The sequence below is a fragment of the Comamonas thiooxydans genome (genome assembly GCF_002157685.2).
Lineage (GTDB): Bacteria > Pseudomonadota > Gammaproteobacteria > Burkholderiales > Burkholderiaceae_C > Comamonas > Comamonas testosteroni_H.
In genome coordinates, this window is sequence record NZ_AP026738.1 from 442,732 (window position 1) to 463,176 (window position 20,445).

A 20,445-nucleotide genomic window follows, 5' to 3' on the forward strand; every position below is an offset into this window, starting at 1 on the left:
GCGAGAGCAGCAAGCAAAAAGCCTGTGGCATGGCCGCAGGCTTTTTTGATGGCTGGACGGGTCATGCCGCGTGGCTGGGCTCATCTTCAAGGCCTTCGGCAAACAGGCCCAGCGCCGTAACCATCAGTCCCAGCATGAGGAAGGCATAGGCTGCAATGGACAGCACCAGGCTCATGCTGTAGCCCCATTGCAGAACCGAGCAGGCCCAATCCCAGGACCCATAAAGCGCGCTGCATTGATTGCTGGCCGGCATGTGCACATACCAGGTGACGGCGATCCACATCAGGATCAGCATCACCACCGTGGTGCGAAGCTTGTGTGACGGCGTCTGGTCCATGTTCTTGAGCAATACCAACGGTATGGCTCCGCCCCAGACAAACATCATCAGCCAACTGAAGGCAGGAGCCTGCGCCAGTGCCTGTTGCAACCAGTGCATCTTGGGCATGCTGTTGATGCTGGCCAGGACGTCCCAGGCAAAGGGCAGGGCCAGACCGGCGATCGCCAGACTGGCCAGCGCCAGTGCACGCAACAGGCAAAGACGTTTGTGAGACGGCTGGTGGATAAGGTTGGCATGCATGGCTTACCTCCTGTGCAGTTCAGGCAGTCCGCAGTGGTCAACGCGCGCAAGGCTGGCAAGGGCTGGAAACTGCGGTTGCGCCTGGCTTGTGGGCAGTTCCAGTCTAGAGCTTTTGCCTGGTTTGTGCCATAGGCACTGTGCGCCTGCTTGAAGTCGCGCTCTACTCCGGGCCGAAGCCATGTCAGGTATTGCCGGTTTGACCAGAGCGAGGGCGGTGTGCCCAGTCGTAAAGTTGATTGCGCCAGGTTCATTGAGCTTGCCGGGGCTGGCATCTGCCAACCCCTGGGGCTAAGCTTGGTCTGCTCGACTCATGGGCCATGGCCCCGCAGCGCCGGGCAAAGGAGTTCTTATGCTGAGCCATTCTGCTGTGACGACGATGCTGCCGGTGATGGATATGGCGCGTGCTCGTGCTTTCTACGAAGAAGGCCTGGGTCTGCAGCCAGGAGAGCTGCGGCCCGATGGAAAGTTTGTCTACCTGGTTGGCGGCAGTGCGCTGGCCCTGTTTCCAAAGCCTGGTGGTACCAAGGCCGAGCACACGGCCATCAGCTTTCGGGTGCCCGATATCGCTGCAAGCATTCGGGAGCTGAAAAGCCGGGGCGTGGTATTCGAGGACTACGACTTCCCCGACTTCAAGACCGTCAACCATGTCTGCGTGCTGGGGTCCGAGAAGGCCGCCTGGTTCAAGGACACGGAGGGTAACTACCTCTGCCTGCACGAGGAGGTGGCGCCAGCCTGAATTGCGTCAATCTCTGTGCGCGGTAATGGCCTAGATCTGTTTGAGTGCGTCAAGTACCTCGCTTTTGGAGAGCAGCTCGCTCAGCACCACAGGCTGTTTGCCGGGCAGGTACAGCACGTAGACGGGGACGCCGCTGCGCCCCAGCGATTGCAGTGCCTGGGTGATGGCCGGGTCTTGGCGTGTCCAGTCGGCACGCAGCAGCTGCACCCGGTGCTGTGAAAAAGCGGCGAGTACCTCTGCATTGCTCAGCGTGGTGCGCTTGTTGACCTGGCAGGTCACGCACCAGGCGGCCGTGAAGTCCACAAACACTGGCTGGCCCGAGGCATGGGCAGACTGAACCTTGTCTGCCGACCAGGGTTGCCAGAGTTCGCCGGCCTGTGTTTGAGCCTGGCCCGCAGGCTCGGCCTTGATCAGCGGCAGGGCGTAATAGGCCACGCCAACAGCCAGCAGCAAGGCGAGGGCTCCGAGACTCAGGCGGCTCTTGCCGCGCAGGCCCTGGGCCCAGATCAGCGCGGCCAGCACCAGCAGCAGCGCCAGCAGGGCTGCTGCTGCATCCATGCCGCCCTGATGGCCTAGCACCCAGACCAGCCAGACCACGGTGGCAAACATGGGGAAGGCCATTGCGTGGCGGAAGGTCTGCATCCAGGGCCCAGGGCGGGGCAACCAGCTCACGACTGCGGGCACGAAGCTGGCCAGCAGATAGGGCAGGGCCATGCCGACGCCGAGTGCGGCAAACACCGTCAGTGCCTGCGCCGCAGGCATATCGATGGCAAAGCCCAGCGAGGCACCCATGAAGGGCGCAGTGCAGGGCGATGCGATGGCCACGGCCAGCACGCCTGAGAGAAAGGAATCCAGAACCGGGTTGCGCGCCTGGGCGCTGGCAATGCGGCTGGGCAGGAGGCTGCCGAACTCGAACAAGCCGGCGAGATTCAGCCCCAGTACGGTGAACAGCGCCGCCAGCAGCGACACCACCACGGGTGACTGCAGCTGGAAGCCCCAGCCCAGCTGCTGGCCGGCCGCGCGCAGGCCCAGCAGCAGTGCGCCGAGTGCCACAAAGGACAGCACCACGCCGGCGGTATAGGCCAGGCCGCTCAGTTTCTGGGCCTGGCGGTTCTGGCCATGACCCGAAAACCCCAGCACCTTGATGGCCAGCACAGGAAACACGCAGGGCATGAGATTGAGGATGAGGCCACCGATCAAACCGCCCAGCAGTGCCGCCAGCAGACCTGTGCTGCTGGCGCTGCCCGAGGTCTGGGCAGGAACTGTTGCATTCTTGTTCGCTTCCAGTGCGGCCGCGAGCGCGGGGGAAACACCGGTCAGAGTGGCTGGCGTCCATTGCCCCTGCACATCCAGCGTGCTGCGCCAGGCGATAGGTTGACCATTGTCCAGGGCTGTAGCGCGGTCCTGGTCCGCCAGAGCCACAACAATGGCCAGTTGCGGTGGCGTATCGCTGCGCATGTCGGATAGCGGCAGACCTTCAGCAACCCAGGCGTCGCCATCCCAGCGTTGCTGCCAGTCCTTGCCGGATTCGGCGGCATGCTTGAAGGTTTCCGCATTTTCGGGGTAGAGCTCCAGCGTTTTGCCCTTGATCGCTGCCGGCAGGCCGGCGACACGCAGATGGATACGGTCGTCAGCGATCTTGGCATTGGTATCGGTGGCTGGCTGCACGCTGGCCTGGCCATTGCCGTCCAGGGCCACGGGTTGCTGCGCCCGGGCCTTGAGAAAATCTTCACTGTTGGCTGCGGTGCTGCCGACCACGGGAATCTGCAGGGTGAACTCGCCGCTTTCGGGGATGCACTCCACGCGGCAGATCAGCCAGCTGGCGGAAAGATGAACCTCCACCATGCCGGAGGCGGGAGCCTTGAAGTCGCTGGCGACCTTGACCGGGATGGGCAGCAGCACGGTGTTTTCATAGCCGTAATTGACCAGCGGTCCCACCCGCAGCGCATGGGGCGTGGGCCAGTCAATGCTGCCGGCGCTCAAGCCCGATGGCAGCTGCCATTGCAGTTCGGTCGGCAGGCCCGAGTCGCCCGCGTTCTTCCAGTAGGTATGCCAGTCGGGTTCATGCGCTAGCTTGAGTCCCAGCCAGAAACTCTGGCCGGCAGCAATTCCCTCGGGGGCCTGGGCTACCAGTTCGGCCCGTACACGTGGGGTTTGCACCAAGGCAGTGGAGTTGCTGGCTGAGGTTCTGAGCTGAATTCCGGCTGCGGCGCTTGTGGATAAAGCGCTTGAAGCTATCAAAAGCAAGGCAAGCAGCCAGAGCGCAAGCAGCGACGGGCGAGGGCGGCGTGGAGAAGTGGCAAAGAGCATGACGTTGGTAAGAGCCTGGGCCGGTATTTTGGTTCCTGAACCGCAGCAGTATGGTCAGCAGTGATTAAGTCGGTATGAGTGCCTCTGCCGTCAAGCGGCTTCAGGACTTGTCCACAGCCTGGGCCTGATTGGCCACGGGGCTGGGCGGCTGGCCGCCGACTTCGGCCGGCATGACAACGCGCTCGCAGTTGCTGGCGTTGTTCAGCAGTGCATCGGCATTGACGGAGGTGTTCTCGGCGGTTTCCGAAGGGGCTGTGATTGCCGGCTCGGCTTGCCTGGCGGGCAGCATATGGGCCTTGCGCCAGTGGCCCCAGCGGTAATAGGCCAGCATCATCAGCATGGAGCAGACGGAGCTGATGGGAAAGCTCCACCAGATGGCATCCACGCCCATCACGGGTTGCAGCCAGCGGGCCACGGGAACGCGTATGCCCCACATGGCAATCGCCAGAATCAGAACCGGTGCCATGACGGCCCCCGTGGAGCGCACCACGCCGGCCAGTACAAAGGTCACGCCGAAGAAGAGGAAGGAGCCGATGGCGATGTGGTTGAGGTGGCGGGCCACCTCCAGCGAGGGGCTGCCTCCGGGCAGAAACCAGCCCAGCACATAACGGTCCAGCAACACGATGAGGGCGATCAGGCTGCCGGTCAGCACAAGATTGCCCAGCATGCCGGCATTGGCCGTGGCGCTGACGCGTTTCCAGAGACCCGCGCCCACGTTCTGCGCCGCCATGGACGAACAGGCGGCGCCTATGGCCATGGCCGGCATCTGCACATAGGTCCACAGTTGCAGCGCGGCGCTATAGGCGGATGCCGTCTGCACGCCATGCTCGTTGACCATGGAGATCATGGCGATCATGGCCAGCGAGATCATCACGATCTGCACGCCCATGGGCAGGCCCTTGACCACCAGAGTGCGCACAATCGTCAGGTCGGGCTTGAACAGTCCCAACTGCCGGCGACCTATCCACAAGGGGTGGCGGCGCAGACGCAGCCACCCCAGCAGGGCTGTAAAGCTCACGGCATTGGCAATCAGCGTGGCAACAGCCGAACCCTGGATGCCCATGCGCGGCACGGGCCCCCAGCCAAAGATCAGCAGAGGGTTGAGGGCCATGTCCAGCGCCACGACGACGAGCAGAAACCAGAACGGCGTTCGGGTGTCTCCCGCGCCGCGCAGGGCCGCCGTCACAAAGCTGAACATGAACAGCAGCGGAATGGCCAGAAAGATGATCTGGAGATAGGCCTCGGCCAGTGGCAAAGCTGCCTCGGGCGTGCTCATCCATTGCATGAGATGGCGCGACAGCGGCCAGCCCAGCAGGGCAATCAGCAGTGAGACAACACCAAAAAACGTCGCACTGGTACCAAGCACACGCTTGGCTTGCGCGATGTTTTTCGACCCCATGCTCTGGGCGATCAGGATATTGGTTGCCATGCTGATGCCGAACACCGCGCCGATCAGCGCAAACATCACGTTGTTGGCATTGGCAGTGGCCGTCAGCGCGGCCTCGCCCAGGTGACCGCCGACCCAGATGGCATTGACCGAGCCGTTGAGCGACTGCAGCACATTGCCGGCCAGGATCGGCAGGGCAAAGACCAGCAGGGTGCTGGCAATCGGGCCCTGGGTCAGATCGCGGGTCTGCGGCTTGGAGTTGGCGGGATGCGCACTCTGGCGCGGGGCGCTGGCGGAGGCTTCAGGCATCGGCCCATTGTGGGGCATGTCGGCCGGTTGCGGTGGACGGGCGGTGGGGCCGGAATCCGGGGTATGAGGTGGTTTCGGGGCGCTGGCGCAGCTACGATGATGACCATGAGCAATACCCCGTCCACTCCCGCAAGCGCGCTTCCCCGCTGGCCGTCACGCTTCTGGGCCCAGGCCTCGGCCCATGACTTTGCCCTGGCCCAGAGCAATGGTCTGGCCGCCGACACCGTGGCCGTGCTGCCCGTGGCCGCGGTGGAGCAGCATGGGCCACATCTGCCGCTGTCGGTGGATGCCAGCCTGATAGAGGGCGTCATCGATGCGGCGGTGGCACAACTGCCCGCCGAGCTGCCGGTACTGTTTCTGCCGCCGCAGAACATCGGTTTTTCGGTCGAGCATACGCACTATGCAGGAACCTTGAGTCTGCAGCCTGCCACGCTGATTGCGCTGTGGACGGAGCTGGGCGCCTGCGTGGCGCGCGCCGGCATCAGGAAGCTGCTGCTGCTCAACGGTCATGGCGGCCAGGTCAGCCTGATGGACATCGTTGCGCGCGAGCTGCGTATGCGGCATGGCCTGCTGGTCTACAGCGCCAGCTGGTTCGGGCTGGTGGACGACGCAGCCAACCAGCAGTTCTGCGCGCATGAGCACCGTTTTGGCATTCACGGCGGCGAAGTGGAGACATCGATGATGCTGCACCTGGCGCCCGAGACCGTGCATATGGAGCGTGCGCAGAACTTTGCCTCCAGCTCGGAGCAGCGGGCCGGCAAATACCACTTCATCGGCAATGGCCGCAGCGCCAAGCTGGGCTGGGCGATCGAGGACTACAACCCGGCCGGAGCTGTGGGCAACTCCGCCGCCGCGACGGCCGAGCGCGGCGAGGCCATGGTGTGTTCATCGGCCGAGGGCCTGGTCAGGCTGCTGAGCGAGATTCATGATCTGCCCTTGAGCACCGTAGAGAATCAACCCAAACTGCTCTAAAACCGGCGCAATCTAACTCGGAGACGCCGAGCAAGAGCCGCCTTCGCCACAGGGGGAGCTTACTGTTTCGGAATCTTGGCCGTGGTGATCACATCGCCCCAGCGCCTGATTTCGGATTGCAGCAGCTTGGCGGTCTGCTCGGGCGTGCTGGCCTGGGCCTGCACATTGAGCTCGCGCAGCTTCTTGGCAACCTCGGGGTTGTTGACGGCGGCGTTGATTTCCTTGTTCAGGCGCGCGATCACGGGGGCGGGCGTCCTGGAGGGGGCGGCCAGTGCATTCCAGGACGAGGCCACAAAGCCCTTGACGCCGGATTCCTGGGCCGTGGGCACATTGGGCAGCAGCGGCGAGCGCTTCTCTCCCGTTACTGCGAGCAGGTTCACGGCCTTGGAGTTGATCTGGCCCATGATGGGCGTGAGAATTTCCACGGCTGCATCGATCTGCTTGCCGCGCAGCGCGGTCACCACGGCGGGTGTGCCGTTGAAGGGCACGATCTGCGCATCGATGCCGGCCGTGGTCTTGAACAGCTCGGCCGCCAGATGCTGGGTGCTGCCCACGTTGATGCTGCCCAGATTCAGCTTGCCGGGATTGGCCTTGGCATAGCTCACCAGCTCGCCCAGGTTCTTGAAGGGCGATTTGGCATCGGTGATGACGCCGATGTCAAAGTAGCCCAGCGTGGAGATGGGCGTCAGGTCCTTGACCATGTCGAAGGGCAGATTGTTGAACAGATTCACCGTGACGGCGCTGCCGTTGGACATGAGAAACAGCGTATGTCCGTCGGGCGCCGCCTTGGCCACGGTGTCGGCCGCGACAATGCCGCCCGCGCTGGGCTTGTTGTCGATGACCACGGGCTGGCCGAGCTGGGTGGACAGCTGCTGGGCCACCACACGGGCCGTCACATCGGCCACGCCACCGGCGCCAAAGGGAACGACGATGCGGATGGGGCGGTTGGACAGGCCTTCGGCCTGGGCGGTGGTGGCAAATCCGCTCAGCAGGGCAGCCCCCGCTGCGGCACTGATCAGGGATTGGGTAAAACTGCGGCGTTTCATGCTTGTCCTTCTGTCTGAAACTTTTTATCCAGAGAGTGTGCCGCCGAAAAATGCCGAGAGGCAGCCGCAAAGTGTTCTGTCTGCTATGCCGCACAGGTATGGCTAGTTACCGCTTGCTTGCAGGGTATCCAGCCCCCAGTGATGCATGGCCTCGCGCAAGATCAGCAGGGCCGCTGCATGTTCAGCGGTCTGCGGCAGCTGCGGGTCGGCATGACCGGGCTGCAGGGCCTGGCGCGCCAGCAGCTCGAACAGGTTCTCGACGGCCTCGCGCGACGCCTGTGTGGCTTGCGGGTCGGCCGTGGCGCCATGGATCAGTTGCCGCAGCAGCGGGTCTGCCGTTTGCAGCAGGCTGGCGCCTGCAGGCAGCCAGCGTCCGGCCGGCATGACGGCATCCTCCACATCGGCAATCGCGTTTTCCAGCATCAGCGCATTGGGCATGCGCTGGCCGAAAGCCTTGACCAGAGTGGCAATGCCTATGGGCAGGCGGTGCTGCTGAGGGCCGATGTCTAGCGTCAGCTCCGTATCGCCAAGGCTGAGAAAGATGGAGTCCATACAGGACTTGTAGCAGCTTGTGTTTGCCTGAGCCGGGGTCGTGGGTGATCAGGCGGCGGTGACCCAGTCTCTGTACTCGCGCCCATCCAGATGATTGAGCGTATTGAAGCTTTGCAGCATCAGCCGCTTGGGGCTGATGCTGAATTCGGTTACTGCAATATTGCGCAGCCGCATATTGAGGGCGATGGTCACCTCGGGCGCGGTTCCAAGCACCTGGCCCACGGCCGCGGAGATGGGGCCGCCGCTGCTGACCAGCAGCACGTTCTGGCCGCTGTGCTGATGGCGTATCTCCTCGAGCACCTGGTGCACCCCATCCGCAAAACCGTTCCAGTCAGGCATGCCGGCCGGGCTGATGGTGCCTCCCATCCATTGCGCCAGCGCGTCGCACAGCAGACGGAAATGATGGCGGTACAGCTCGGGCGTATCGGGCCTGGGCAGAGGGGCAGGGTGGATGGCGCGCAGCAGGGCTTCGCTGTCGTACTCGTTGAGTCCGGACCGGCTTTGTGCCTCGATGCTTGAAGCGCTGTCAAGGCCCTGGACTATGCCGGCCAGCGTCTGCTGATGGCGCTTGAGCGTGCCTGCATAGACGGCGTCGAACGTCAGACCTCGCTCACGCCAGTATTCACCCAGACGCACTGCCTGTTCCTGGCCGCGTGGGCTGAGCTGGTCATAATCATCCGCGCCAAACGAGGCCTGGCCATGGCGCACAAGGTAGAGGTTTCCCATGGGGCGGATGTTGGGCCTTGCCCGTTTGCGGCGCTGTCATGCCTGCGACCTGCTGGCGCTTGTGCGACAGCGCACAGGCTGGCATTTCCGCAACCGTCGTCAGGATTGGTGCACGGGCAGAGCATGCTGCTCGGTTAAGATAGTTGAGAGCGATTCTCAAAAACATAACAACACGCTCCGCTTTCGGTACTGGTTCACAGATCTCTTGCACTTGGCTGGCAGGAGGCTTGTCGGTTTCGAGGCGGAGCGTGTTTTTTTATGCCTGTTCACCTTCTGGAGCCCTCCATGTTTCGACGACCCCTGTTTGCACTGGCCGCCGTTGCCAGCCTGTGCGCCCCTGCGCTGTCCGCCCACGCCGAGGACATCACGCTCTATACCACCCGTGAACCGGCATTGATCCAGCCCTTGCTGGCGGCCTTCACGGCGCAGACCAAGATCGGCGTGAAGACGGTCTTCGTCAAGGACGGCCTGCTGGAGCGCGTCAAGGCCGAAGGCCAGCGCTCGCCGGCCGATGTGCTGATGACGGTGGACATCGGCAATCTGGTGGATCTGGTGGACGGCGGCGTGACCCAGCCCGTCAAGTCCAGCATTCTGGAAGCCGCCATTCCTGCCCAGTTGCGTGCCGCAGACAACCAGTGGTTCGCGCTGTCCATGCGGGCCCGCGTGCTGTATGCCGAAAAGGACATGAAGATCGGCGCCTTCCGCTATGAAGACCTGGCCAAGCCGCAGTTCAAGGGCAAGGTCTGCAGCCGTGCCGGTCAGCACCCGTACAACACGGCGCTGATTGCCGCCATGATTGCCCATGACGGCGAAGCCAAGACCGAGCAGTGGCTCAAGGGCGTCAAGGCCAATCTGGCACGCAAGGCCACGGGAGGTGACCGCGATGTAGCGCGCGACATCCTGGGCGGCATCTGCGATGTAGGCTTGGCCAACACCTACTACGTGGGCCATATGAAGGCGGCCAAGGAAGGTACGGACGCACGCAAGTGGGGTGATGCCATCAAGGTCGTCAAACCCACTTTCAACGACCCCAAGAGCGGCACGCATATCAATATCAGCGGCGCCTCGGTGGCCAAGCACGCGCCCAACCGCGATCAGGCCGTGAAGCTGCTGGAGTTCCTGGTCTCCGAACCGGCCCAGAATATGTACGCCCAGGCCAACTACGAGCACCCAGTGCGCAAGGGCGTGGCGCTGGACCCCGTGGTGGCCCAGAGCATCGGCGAGATCAAGATCGATTCGCTGCCGCTGACCGAGATTGCCAAGCACCGCAAGGCTGCCAGCGTCCTGGTCGACAAGGTGGGGTTTGATAAATAAGTAACACCCCCTGAGTGGCTGCGCCGCCTCCCCCTCGCTCTACGCGCTGCGCGCTAAGGGAGGGGGACGCTGGCATCGCTGCGGGGCGGCCCTTGCTTGGCATCTCTGAGTTGGGGTGTGCCTCATCGAGTGCTGTGTCCTATTTTTGGGGCGCAGCTTTTTGGTTTTTGGGTGCGGCAGTTTTTCTTGCGCAGTTGATGTTTTCTTTTTTTCGTTCAGGGCTCAGGCCCGTCGGTCCGGTGTGGCAGGGCGCAAGCTGGTTGATTGCGCTGGGGGTGTTTGCGCCCATTGCCTCGCTGGCCTGGCTGGCGCTGGGGGCGGACTGGGCGCACTGGCAGGATCTGCTGCGCTATGTGCTGCCCGATGCCGCGGCCAATACGGCCTGGCTGCTGGGCGGGGTGGGCATGGTGGTGCTGCTGGTGGGCACGGGTTGTGCCTGGCTGGTGACAGCCTGTGATTTTCCGGGGCGGCGCTGGCTGCATTGGGCGCTGCTGCTGCCACTGGCCATGCCGGCCTATATCGTGGCCTTTGCCTATCTGGATCTGCTTCACCCCATAGGCCCGGTGCAGGGCGCGCTGCGCTGGCTGCTGGGCTACGACAGCCCGCGTCAGTGGCGCCTGCCCGATCTGCGCTCCATGGGCGGTGCGATCTTCGTGCTGGGGTTCACGCTCTACCCCTATGTGTATATGACGGCTCGGGCCATGTTCATGACCCAGCCGGCGCATCTGATGGAAGCCGCACGCTCGCTGGGTGAGACCCGCTGGGGTGCTTTTTGGCGCGTGGCCCTGCCCATGGCGCGACCGGCACTGGTCGTGGGTCTGAGCCTGGCGCTGCTGGAGACACTCAACGATATCGGTGCGTCCGAGTTTCTGGGCGTGCACACGCTCACGGTGTCGATCTACACCACCTGGGTCACGCGTTCCGATCTGGCTGGTGCCGCGCAGATTGCCTGCTCCATGCTGCTGGCCGTGGTGGCCCTGGTCTGGTTGGAGCGTCAGGGCCGCAGCCGCCAGCGCTTTGGCTCTGCCCAGCGCATGCGGGCCATAGCGCCACACCGCCTGCCCACAGGCAGGGCCTGGCTGGCCACGCTGGCCTGCAGTCTGCCGGTGCTGATCGGCTTTGCCGCGCCAGCTGCCTATCTGGCCTGGGAAAGCGGCAAGCGTCTGGTGCAGGGTTCGGGCGTGTCCGAGGGCCTGGTCTCCAGTCTGCTCAACACGCTGGGGCTGGCGCTGGGCGTGACCGTGATCGCGGTGGCCGCGGGTCTTGTCGTGGCCTGGGCCACGCGCACCGGCATCAGCACGCGAGCGCCCTCACGCTGGCCTGCGCAACTGGCGGCACTGGGCTACGCCGTGCCGGGCACGGTGCTGGCCATTGGCCTGTTGACGCCGGCGCTGGCGTTCGACGCCGGGCTGGCCCAGCTGTTCGGCATGGACGGCCTGCCGCTGATGGGGCAGGGCATTGTGCTGGTGGCTGCCTGCGTGATTCGCTTTCTGGTCATGCCCGTGGGCGGTATCGAGGCCGGGCTGGCGCGTATCCCGCCGACGCTGGAGCAGGCCTCGCGTCTGCTGGGCGAAAGCCGCCTGGGCACGCTGCGCCGCGTACACCTGCCGCTGCTGCGGCCCGCCATGGCCACCAGTGCCATGCTGGTGTTTGTCGACGCCATGAAGGAGCTGCCCGCCACATTGCTGCTGCGCCCGGCCGATTTCGACACCCTGGCCACCTGGCTCTATGCAGAAGCCGCGCGCGGCACCTATGAAGAGGGCGCGATCGCCGCGCTGTGCATTGTGATCGCGGGGCTGGTTCCCGTCATGCTGCTGGCGCGCACGCAGCTGTCGGGTGGCCCGCGATGAATATGCATGAAAATCGGCTCAAGCGCTTATGGGTATTGCGCAGGCAGCTATTGAATATGAATAGAACTTACGCAAGCAAGAAGGCTGCAACGGTCTGCCTCCTGAGGCAGTCGTCTTGCCTGAACCGGCTTTGCGTAGGTCGTGATGAAGTGACTGCATGACCGCCTCTCTACAAATTGCGCAGCTGGAACTGGGCTATGACACGCCCAAGGGCTTGCACACCGTGCTGCAGGGCTTTGATCTGCAGGTGCCTGCAGGTCATATCGCCAGCCTGCTGGGGCCCTCGGGCTGCGGCAAGACCTCCGTGCTGCGTGCGATCGCGGGCTTCGAGCCGGTGCGTGCGGGCAGCATACATCTGGGCAAGATATTGCTCTCCGGCCCCGGCACGCATCTGCCTCCCGAGCAGCGCCATGTGGGCATGATGTTTCAGGAGTACGGGCTGTTCCCGCATTTGACGGCCGTGCAGAACGTGGGCTTCGGCCTGCGCCGCATGGGCAAGCCAGAGCGCGACAAGCGTGTGCAGGAGCTGCTGGCCGTGGTGGGACTGGCGAATTCAGGTAGCAAGTTCCCGCACGAGCTGTCCGGCGGTCAGCAGCAGCGTGTGGCGCTGGCGCGAGCCCTGGCGCCGTCCCCGGCCTTGCTGCTGCTTGATGAGCCATTTTCCAATCTCGATGCCGCCACCCGCGAGCGCCTGACGCTGGAGGTGCGCGATATTCTGCGGGCTACCGGGCAGACGGCGATTCTGGTCACGCACAACGCGCAGGAGGCCGAAACCATGGCCGACCAGATCTGCAGGATGACGCCGGCCCAGCCCTGAGGTTTAAAGCAGGACGCGGCCTGAGGTGACGGTCACGGTGTGGCCGCCCACCCAGAGCTTGCCGTTGGCGGCGGTCTGCACATGAACCTGTCCGTCACGCCCCACGCAAACGCCTTGCGCGGCGATATAGGGCGTCTGCAGCAGACCTTCGCCGGTCAGCCATTGGGCCAGCGCCGCATTCAGGCTGCCGGTGACAGGATCTTCGCTGGCGGTCTCGCCGACCAGGGCTCGTACTTCAAGGCGTGGCTGAGCTGAGGTCACTTTTACATGAGCGGCCTCTTCAGCCTGCTTGGCAAAAGCGCGGGCCTCGCGGCTGGAGCGGCCAATCAGCGGGGCATCCTCTTGCACCTCGTAAATGGCCGCCAGACCGGCTTTGGCCCCCAGCCTCTTGAGCGCTCCAAAGTCTGGCTCCACACTCAGAACTGTATCGGGGTGGTCCAGCAGCATTCCCAGCCAGGGCGAGCCGTTGTAGAGGCTGCGAGCCATCAGCAGTTGCTCACGCTGCAGGCCCAGAGCCTGCAGCACGGGGGCCAGCTCCTCTTCGGAAACCTCCTGTGAGTCGAGTGAAGGTGCTTCGAAAAAAAGAGCGCATTTCGCATCGCAGCCAATGGCTACCAGGCCTTTTCTACATTCCTGCAGTACCTGCTCGGGGTTGCGCGGCTGGCCGCCCTGGGCCAGCCAGGCATGGCAGCTGCCCAGCGTGGGGTGGCCGGCAAAAGCCAGCTCGCCCGCGGGCGTGAAGATCCGCAGCTGGTAGTCGGCGCCCGCAGCCAGCCCCTCGGGCGTGGGCTGCAGCACAAAGGTGGTTTCCGACAGATTGGTCCAACGCGCAAAGGCCTGCATCTGGGCCTCGCTCAAGCCATCGGCAGCCAGCACCACGGCCACGGGGTTGCCGAGCAGCGCGGTAGGCGTGAACACGTCCACGGTCATATAGGGACGGGAGATGGGGCTGGTTGAGACGTTGGCGGGCATGGGCAGCGATTGTCGGCAAAAAGAAAAACCGGCGCAGGGCCGGTTGATGAGGCATTGCACATGCCATGGGGTATCAGAGACGCTGAGCAAGAGCCGCCTTGCGGCGATGGCGTCGTCCCCCTCCCGCGAAGCGAGAGAGGGGGAAGGCGGGGCCGCCTAGGCGCGGAGCGCCTCAGGGGGAGCTTTCAGATCAGAGGCTGGCCTTGATGGCTTCGGCCAGGGACTTGATGCCGATATTGATCTGCTCGGCAGACACCGTCACATACGACAGGCGCAGCGTGTTGTTCTGCGCATCGCCGGCATAGAAGGGCGCGCCGGGCACAAAAGCCATATTGCGCTCCACGGCCTTGGCCAGCAGGGCCTGGGCATCCATGCCTGCAGGCAGCCTGACCCAGAGGAACATGCCACCCACGGGACGTGTCCATTGCACGTCGAGGCCGGCCATCTCGCGCTCCAGAGCCATCAGCATCACATCGCGCTGGGCCTTGTACATGGCACGGATGGTGGGCACATGGCGGTCCAGGAAGCCGTCCTTGATGACTTCGGCCACCACGCGCTGGTTGAAGCTGGGGGTGTGCAGGTCGGCCGCCTGCTTGGCCTGGGTCAGCTTGCCGTACACGGACTTGGGCGCGACGATGAAGCCGATGCGCAGGCCGGGGGCCAGTACCTTGGAGAACGAACCCATATAGATCACGCCCTCGGGGTTGCGTGCAGCCAGGGGCAGATGAGGCTCTTGCTCGTACCAGAGGTCGCCGTAGGGGTTGTCCTCGATCAGGGGAATGTCCAGTTCCCTGGCCTTTTCGACCAGAGCCTGGCGGCGCGCATCGCTCATGGTGCGGCCGGTGGGGTTCTGGAAGTTGGGCAGCACATAGGCCAGACGGGCCTTGTCGGCGCCGCTGCCGATCTGCTTGGCAAAGTCGTCGATCAGCATGCCTTCGTCATCGCTGTCCACGCCCACGGCCACGGGCTCCATGGGGGTGAAGGCCTGCAGGGCGCCGAGGTAGGTGGGCTTTTCGACCAGCAGTCGGCTGCCCTTGTCCAGGAACACCTTGCCGATCAGGTCCAGCGCCTGCTGGCTGCCGGTGGTGATCAGGATCTGCTCGGGATCGACGCTCCAGGGCAGGAAGTCGGCAATCGCCTGACGCAGCGGAGCAAAGCCCTCGGTGGTCGAGTACTGCAGGGCCGCGGCGCCGTCGCGCTGCATCACGGTCTGGCAGGCTTCGGTGAACGCATCCAGGGGGAAGGCCTTGGGGGAGGGCAGGCCGCCAGCCATGCTGATGATGCCGGGGCGGTCGGTCAGCTTGAGGATCTCGCGGATGGCGGAGGAATTCATCTTGGCAGCACGTTCTGCCAGCGTCCAGGTTGTCATAAAACAGTACTCGATCTCTACGTTGCCAGCCCGGGCAGGGCTGGCCGGTGTGCATTCTCACGCCGTTGTCGGGCATGTGCCGGCCCGAGCTTGGGGCTCGGGATGCAATCGTTGCGGCGCACAAAGCGCTGCAACCATGCACCAGCAGGTGGGCTTATTGTGTCGCGGCCGGTTTGCCTGTGTGGGCTGGCGGGCAATTGCGACTGTTTGGTCTGCAGTCGGTGAGACCGCAGACCGTGACCATAGCCCTGTGTGGAGGGCGGCCAAGAGAGGTTGATGGACTCAATATACGCTTGAGACCATTACAGTGCCTATACAGACAGTCTCACAATCATGGCTTCTGTATCGGCATCCGCTTCAATACAGTTCGCAGTCCATCACCATGTCCATCTCCCTGTCCCGCCAGGCGGCTCTGACCCTGACCCAGCAACTGGCCGAGCGTCTGGCCGAGCGCATACGCACGCGGCTGTTGCCCGCAGGCGCGCGCCTGCCTTCGGTGCGTGAATGTGCACGCCAGCAAGGCGTGAGCCCCTACACGGTGGTGGCCGCCTACGACCTGTTGCAGGCCCAGGGACTGGTCGAGGCCAGACCGCAACGCGGTTTTTATGTGCGGGATATTGTGCAAAATCCGCTCCAAATGCAGGATGGTAAAGCGCAGATAGCTATCAATGAGGGAGCGATCAATACCCCTGTAGGCATCCCGCCGGGCACGCGCATCAACGCCACCATGCTGATTCGCGGCATGTTTGTGGAGAGCGTGGCCGGCAAGCCCCAGCCCGGTGCCGGCGTGCTGCCTGCCGAATGGCTGGATGCCGGCTTTCTGGTGGCTGCCATGCGCAAGGTCACCAGCGGACAGGCGCTGCGCGAGTCGCTGGTGCGCTATGGCGAACCCATGGGCGACGGCCGGTTGCGCGAGGCGCTGGCGCGGCGCATGCAGCGCATAGGCATCGCGGCGGGGCCGGGCCAGATCATCACCACCCTGGGCGCGACCCAGGCGCTGGATATTGTGAGCCGGGCCCTGCTGCAGCCTGGCGATCCGGTGATGGTGGAAGAGCCGGGCTGGGCGGTGGAATATGCACGTCTGGCCGCCATGGGCATGCGCGTGCTGCCGGTGCCGCGCGGGCCCGAGGGGCCGGACATGGCGGTGATGCAGCGCTATTGCGAGACCATGGCCCCCAAGCTCTATGTGAGTGTCAGCGTGCTGCACAACCCCACGGGCTACAGCCTGAGCGCGGCAAGCGCCCATGAGGTGCTGCAGATGGCACAGCGTCATGGCTTCTATGTGGTGGAGGACGATAGCTACTGCCATATCGCTCCCGATCACGCGCCGCGCGTGACGGTGCTGGACCGGCTGCAGCGCAGCATCTACATCAGCGGCTTTGCCAAGGTGCTGGTGCCCAACTGGCGCCTGGGCTATCTGGCTGCGCCGCCCGATCTGGTCGAGAGACTGCTGGACACCAAGCTGCTGTCCACCCTGTCCACGCCGACCCCCATGGAGCAGGCCCTGGCCCTGTGCATGGAGCAAGGCCAGTTGCGCCGCCATGCCGAGCGGCTGCGCCAGCATCTGGCCCAGGCGCGCACGCGCAGCGTGGCGCTGGCCCAGGCCGCCGGCTGTCGTTTTGTGGCCGAACCTGCGGGCATGTTCGGCTGGGTGGATACCGGCGTGGATACCGAGGTGCTGACCCAGTTGCTGCTGGATCAGGGCTACATGATTGCCCCTGGCGCCATGTTCCATGCCAGCCGGGGCTCCAGCACCTGCATGCGCATCAACTTCGCGACTACACAGGATGCGGCCTTCTGGCGTGTCTTCGAGCGCACCGTGGCCCAGATGCGGGCCCAGCCACAGAAGTCCTAGCCCAGTTGGACGGACCCTGATGGAGATGGCCGCCTGTGCGCTGCAGCAGCTCGCCAAAGGCGTCGGACATCAGATAGTCGAACTCCATGGGGTGCTGCCAGCCTATGGCATCGCCCTCCACCACACCGAGGACCAGCCAGCCAGCTGGCCGTCTGTGTGTCATAGCTGGCTGTGCCGGGGCATCAAAGCCATAGACGCAGGCAAAGCCATGGTTCATGGGGATGTCTGCAGGCGCAGTCGTCAGGTGGCGGACCACCGCTTGGCGGCTGGCGTGGTTGAGTGCACTCAGTGCATCTCGTGCCGGGTTGCCCGTGTTGCTTGGAGTTTCCGCGTCGAGCCTAACTGGCTGCGTGATAGATACGTGCGCGGCCGGTCTGCGATGCGCCGCGCAGACTGCTTTCATAGGTGCTGTCTTCGGCAGCAGGCACCAGGGCCTTGGTGCGACGCTGGTTGAGCACGGAAAGCCGTGCCAGCTGGTCACGGACCAGGGAAATTTCGCGGTCCAGGTTCTGTGCACGCTCGCGCAGTGCAGGCGTCCAGTCGTCGGCCGAGAAGCGTTTGACGAGCTGGGAGAACGCCACCATGGCGTCACGCAGGCGGGTGCTGGACTGTTCCAGCGCGGATGCGTCCGGTGACTGCAGCGATGCCGAAACGGTCTGAATCACCGCATCCAGCGAATCGAGCATTTCCTGCAAGGTCATCGGGTCAGCCTCTGTTAGGGAATTCAGGCGCGGGCGCTTCAGCCGCGAGCGTGAACCAGGAATTCTTCGGTATTGGCCAGCAGCTTGTCTGCCACGGCCTCGGCGTTGACGCGGAAGCTGCCATTGGCAATGGCTTCGCGCATGGCCTTGACGCGATCGGCATCAAAGTCCGTATTGGTGCGGCTTTGGCTGTCCAGGGCGCGGGCCGAGGACGAAAAGGACACGGGCACGCCGGCGGCGCGCTCGGACAAGCCTTTGGTCGATTCTTCGGTGGCCACCGTGGTGGCGGATTTCGGGGCCTGCTTGGCGGCTGCAGCGGTCTGCTGCAGGTCCGGCTTATTGCCTATCTTCATGCTGGTTCTCCAATCGCCCTGTATCGGCGTAGGGCGCTGTAGCCTTGCTTTCGACAAGGGCGCGTAAAACTTGAGGAATATTTGGCATGGTTGATAAAGTGAGTGAACACTCTCTTTTTATTGAACCAGAACCACGCCACTGGCATTGACCGTTCCTGTGACAAGGCGGCCATTATCCATGCGAACCCGTACCTGCTGCCCTTCTCCGGCTGCGGTCATTGCCTTGCCTGAGCCGGCAACGCTGAAGCCGCCGCCGTTGACCATCACCTGGACGGGCGATCCCGCTGTGAACAAGGCAGGCGGACGTACCATGTTCTGGCGCAGAGCCTGCCCCGATGTCAGCGGTCGCGCCGCGACCATGCCGATGAAATCCTGTGCATTGGCGAAGACGGGGGCGCTGTCCTCGGCCCAGTCCACTTCAGCGGGGGCTGCGTCTTCGGCGCTCAGCGTCTTGCCGGCCGGAATATTGCCCTGGGCCACCCAGGCCGGGCCATAGGCCCGCACGGTGATGGGCAGGAACACGTTCCAGGGCACGCTGCCCTGCACGCAGCGCAGGCCCAGCCGGGTGCGACCCCAGAGGCGACTGCCCGCAGGCAGATAGGGCTCGACCTTGGCGCAGGCTGCCAGTCGCAGACGCGAGTCCAGCTGGCCCATCTGAACCTCCATGCGCAAAGCCATGCCGTTGCCGGCCTGCACGGTCTCTGCCGATGGCTGGTGCAAAGCCGCATCGACAAAGCGCTGTCCGATCTGGCTGAGCTGCGCCGCGCCATCCTGGGCCTGTGCGCCAGCCGTCAGCAGCAGCGCGGCGAGACCCCATGCCGCAGCCAGGCCTTGAGAGGGGCGAAGGCGCAGAAACAGGGAAAAGCGGCCAGACATGCATCAATCCTTTGAAGTATCCGCAGTCGCAAGGCTGCAGACGATGCCTGCAAATATAGGCGTGACCCGGCTTGCGCAATGGCTTGAAGAGCCAGCGCAATACCGCTTTCTTCGCGCTTTAGTTTGCGCCGCCGATTTTCATAATCCTCGCATGCCGCAGTCCGTGGGCTCTGGCATCCCCGAATTCTGAAAGCGAGGCCGCAATGCTGAACAAAATGACCGAACGACTGGACTTCCAAAGCGAGGCGCTGCTGCTGCGCGCCGAGCGCCAGCGTGCGATTGCCAGCAATATCGCCAATGCCGACACCCCTGGTTATGTGGCGCGCGACTTCAATTTCCGCGAAGCCCTGATGGCCGCGACCAGCGGGCCCAAGCCCTTGACCCAGGCCAGCGTCACGACGGCAGGTCATATCCCGCTGCAGGCGCAGATGTCGGACGAGGCGCTCAAGGCCAAGCTCGGCTATTCGGTCAATTCCCAGCCCAGTCTGGACAACAACACCGTGGACCTGGATCGCGAGCGCGCCAATTTCGTCGACAACTCCGTGCGCTACGAAGCCACGCTGCGCTTCATCAACGGCCAGGCCAAGACCATGCTCAGCGCCATTCAAGGCCAGTAAGCCCAGGAGCTAAACCATGTCCATGTTTTCCATCTTCAATATCTCGGGCAGCGCGGTCAGCGCCCAGTCCCAGCGCCTGAACGTGGTGGCCTCCAATCTGGCCAACGTCGATGCCGTGGCCGGCCCCGATGGCAGCGTCTACAAGGCGCGCCAGGTCGTGTTTCAGACCGTGCCCATGGGCAACGACGGCAGCGCGGGCGTCAAGGTCAATGCCATCAGCGAGGACAACACGCCCGGCCGCCGCATCCACGACCCCAGCAATCCGCTGGCCGATGGCGAGGGCTATGTCACCCATTCCAACGTGAGCGCCGTGGACGAGATGGTCAACATGATCTCGGCGTCACGCTCCTATCAGAACAACGTGGAAGTCATGAACACGGCCAAGACGCTGCTGCTCAAGACTCTGCAAATGGGCCAGTAAGCCCGGGAACACATACATGATCTACGGCGCAAGCAGCGTGGACGGCACCACGACCAACACCACCAGCAATACCAAGAATGCGGTGACCAACCCCAACGAGGCGCAGGACCGTTTCCTCAAGTTGCTGGTGGCCCAGCTCAACAACCAGGACCCCATGAATCCCATGGACAACGCGGAAATGACCTCGCAGATGGCGCAGATCAACACCGTGACTGGCATTCAGCAACTGAACCAGACCATGGCGTCCATGTCCAGCCAGTTCTCCGCCATGCAGGTGCTGCAGGGCACTTCCATGATCGGCCGCACGGTGCTGACCGAGGGCAACACCCTGGGCGTGGCGGCCGACGGCACGCATACCGCCGCCTTCGATCTGGAAAACCAGGCAGCCAGCGTCAAGATCCAGATCACCACGGCCAGTGGCGAGCTGGTGGACACCATCGATCTGGGTGCCGGCGCGGCCGGTCGCAACTACTTCACCTGGGAAGGCAAGGACAAGTACAGCGGCGACTCCTCGCAGCTGCGCTACAGCGTGGTTGCCACCAATGGCACGACCGCCGTGGCATCCACACCGCTGGCGCCCCATGCCGTGATCGCCGCCAGCTCGGCCAATGGCTCTTTGTCGCTGGAGCTCGATAACGGCAGCAGCGTGGCTTATTCCGGCGTCAAGGCCGTTTACTGATTGAGG

At 63.9% G+C, this 20,445-nt stretch carries 21 protein-coding genes; 10 read left to right on the forward strand and 11 right to left on the reverse strand.

The window, feature by feature from the left end; all coding sequences use genetic code 11:
• Window positions 1–61: 61 nt before the first annotated feature.
• The gene (locus CTR2_RS02030; protein ID WP_034370123.1) at window positions 62–577 is read right to left on the reverse strand and encodes a hypothetical protein; all 516 of its coding nucleotides are present in this window, start codon (window positions 575–577) and stop codon (window positions 62–64) included.
• A 349-nt stretch (window positions 578–926) separates the two neighbouring features.
• Here CTR2_RS02030 and CTR2_RS02035 point away from each other — a divergent pair, with 349 nt between their 5' ends.
• Window positions 927–1,313 carry a VOC family protein gene (locus CTR2_RS02035; RefSeq protein ID WP_087085313.1) on the forward strand — a complete coding sequence of 129 codons (387 nt, stop codon included), beginning with the start codon at window positions 927–929 and terminating at the stop codon, window positions 1,311–1,313.
• Window positions 1,314–1,343: 30 nt separating this feature from the next.
• On the opposite strand, the gene CTR2_RS02040 is transcribed toward CTR2_RS02035, so the two are convergent.
• Entirely contained in the window at window positions 1,344–3,623 is a 2,280-nt protein-coding gene (locus CTR2_RS02040; RefSeq protein WP_087085312.1) for a protein-disulfide reductase DsbD family protein, read from the reverse strand.
• Between the two features lie 100 nt (window positions 3,624–3,723).
• Window positions 3,724–5,319 carry an MATE family efflux transporter gene (locus CTR2_RS02045; protein ID WP_087085311.1) on the reverse strand — a complete coding sequence of 532 codons (1,596 nt, stop codon included), beginning with the start codon at window positions 5,317–5,319 and terminating at the stop codon, window positions 3,724–3,726.
• A gap of 96 nt (window positions 5,320–5,415) precedes the next feature.
• On the opposite strand from CTR2_RS02045, the gene CTR2_RS02050 reads away from it, so the two are divergent.
• Window positions 5,416–6,291, forward strand: coding sequence for a creatininase family protein (locus CTR2_RS02050; protein WP_087085310.1), 876 nt, complete (start codon window positions 5,416–5,418; stop codon window positions 6,289–6,291).
• A gap of 59 nt (window positions 6,292–6,350) precedes the next feature.
• Here CTR2_RS02050 and CTR2_RS02055 read toward each other — a convergent pair whose 3' ends face one another.
• From CTR2_RS02055 to CTR2_RS02065, 3 genes are all read right to left on the reverse strand, one after another.
• A complete protein-coding gene (locus tag CTR2_RS02055) occupies window positions 6,351–7,337 on the reverse strand; it encodes a Bug family tripartite tricarboxylate transporter substrate binding protein (protein WP_087085309.1) in 987 nt (328 codons plus the stop codon).
• A 102-nt stretch (window positions 7,338–7,439) separates the two neighbouring features.
• The gene (locus CTR2_RS02060) at window positions 7,440–7,889 is read right to left on the reverse strand and encodes a hypothetical protein (protein WP_087085308.1); all 450 of its coding nucleotides are present in this window, start codon (window positions 7,887–7,889) and stop codon (window positions 7,440–7,442) included.
• Between the two features lie 48 nt (window positions 7,890–7,937).
• Window positions 7,938–8,615 (reverse strand): histidine phosphatase family protein, encoded by a 678-nt coding sequence (locus CTR2_RS02065; protein WP_087085307.1) that lies wholly within the window; start codon window positions 8,613–8,615, stop codon window positions 7,938–7,940.
• Between the two features lie 285 nt (window positions 8,616–8,900).
• On the opposite strand from CTR2_RS02065, the gene CTR2_RS02070 reads away from it, so the two are divergent.
• The 3 genes from CTR2_RS02070 (at window position 8,901) to CTR2_RS02080 (ending at window position 12,596) form a co-directional block, all read left to right on the forward strand.
• On the forward strand, window positions 8,901–9,929 hold the full coding sequence (locus tag CTR2_RS02070) for an extracellular solute-binding protein (protein ID WP_087085306.1): 1,029 nt from the start codon (window positions 8,901–8,903) through the stop codon (window positions 9,927–9,929).
• Between the two features lie 197 nt (window positions 9,930–10,126).
• Entirely contained in the window at window positions 10,127–11,779 is a 1,653-nt protein-coding gene (locus CTR2_RS02075; RefSeq protein ID WP_087085305.1) for an ABC transporter permease, read from the forward strand.
• A 157-nt stretch (window positions 11,780–11,936) separates the two neighbouring features.
• Window positions 11,937–12,596, forward strand: coding sequence for an ABC transporter ATP-binding protein (locus CTR2_RS02080; RefSeq protein WP_087085304.1), 660 nt, complete (start codon window positions 11,937–11,939; stop codon window positions 12,594–12,596).
• 3 nt (window positions 12,597–12,599) lie between these two features.
• On the opposite strand, the gene CTR2_RS02085 is transcribed toward CTR2_RS02080, so the two are convergent.
• A complete protein-coding gene (locus CTR2_RS02085; RefSeq protein WP_087085750.1) occupies window positions 12,600–13,526 on the reverse strand; it encodes a PhzF family phenazine biosynthesis protein in 927 nt (308 codons plus the stop codon).
• Between the two features lie 232 nt (window positions 13,527–13,758).
• A complete protein-coding gene (locus CTR2_RS02090; RefSeq protein WP_087085303.1) occupies window positions 13,759–14,937 on the reverse strand; it encodes an aminotransferase-like domain-containing protein in 1,179 nt (392 codons plus the stop codon).
• Window positions 14,938–15,319: 382 nt separating this feature from the next.
• Between CTR2_RS02090 and CTR2_RS02095 the strand changes: the two genes are divergently transcribed.
• Window positions 15,320–16,792 carry an aminotransferase-like domain-containing protein gene (locus CTR2_RS02095; RefSeq protein WP_087085302.1) on the forward strand — a complete coding sequence of 491 codons (1,473 nt, stop codon included), beginning with the start codon at window positions 15,320–15,322 and terminating at the stop codon, window positions 16,790–16,792.
• Window positions 16,793–17,130: 338 nt separating this feature from the next.
• Here the strand turns inward: CTR2_RS02095 and CTR2_RS02100 are convergent, their stop codons facing one another.
• The 3 genes from CTR2_RS02100 to flgA all read right to left on the reverse strand — a co-directional run bounded on the left by CTR2_RS02100 (window position 17,131) and on the right by flgA (window position 18,722).
• Window positions 17,131–17,493, reverse strand: a complete 363-nt coding sequence (locus tag CTR2_RS02100; RefSeq protein ID WP_003065537.1) for a hypothetical protein — start codon at window positions 17,491–17,493, stop codon at window positions 17,131–17,133.
• A 38-nt stretch (window positions 17,494–17,531) separates the two neighbouring features.
• The gene (flgM, locus tag CTR2_RS02105; protein WP_003065535.1) at window positions 17,532–17,846 is read right to left on the reverse strand and encodes a flagellar biosynthesis anti-sigma factor FlgM; all 315 of its coding nucleotides are present in this window, start codon (window positions 17,844–17,846) and stop codon (window positions 17,532–17,534) included.
• 117 nt (window positions 17,847–17,963) lie between these two features.
• A complete protein-coding gene (flgA, locus tag CTR2_RS02110) occupies window positions 17,964–18,722 on the reverse strand; it encodes a flagellar basal body P-ring formation chaperone FlgA (protein WP_087085300.1) in 759 nt (252 codons plus the stop codon).
• Between flgA and CTR2_RS02115 the strand changes: the two genes are divergently transcribed.
• From CTR2_RS02115 to CTR2_RS02130, 4 genes are read left to right on the forward strand one after another with little or no spacing between them, the layout of a single operon-like run.
• Window positions 18,721–18,912, forward strand: a complete 192-nt coding sequence (locus CTR2_RS02115) for a hypothetical protein (RefSeq protein WP_140401084.1) — start codon at window positions 18,721–18,723, stop codon at window positions 18,910–18,912. The genes flgA and CTR2_RS02115 overlap by 2 nt on opposite strands.
• 13 nt (window positions 18,913–18,925) lie before the next feature.
• On the forward strand, window positions 18,926–19,339 hold the full coding sequence (flgB, locus tag CTR2_RS02120) for a flagellar basal body rod protein FlgB (RefSeq protein WP_003065531.1): 414 nt from the start codon (window positions 18,926–18,928) through the stop codon (window positions 19,337–19,339).
• A 16-nt stretch (window positions 19,340–19,355) separates the two neighbouring features.
• Window positions 19,356–19,760, forward strand: coding sequence for a flagellar basal body rod protein FlgC (gene flgC / locus CTR2_RS02125; RefSeq protein ID WP_003059205.1), 405 nt, complete (start codon window positions 19,356–19,358; stop codon window positions 19,758–19,760).
• Window positions 19,761–19,776: 16 nt separating this feature from the next.
• Window positions 19,777–20,439, forward strand: coding sequence for a flagellar hook assembly protein FlgD (locus tag CTR2_RS02130; RefSeq protein ID WP_087085299.1), 663 nt, complete (start codon window positions 19,777–19,779; stop codon window positions 20,437–20,439).
• The last annotated feature ends 6 nt before the right edge of the window (window positions 20,440–20,445 follow it).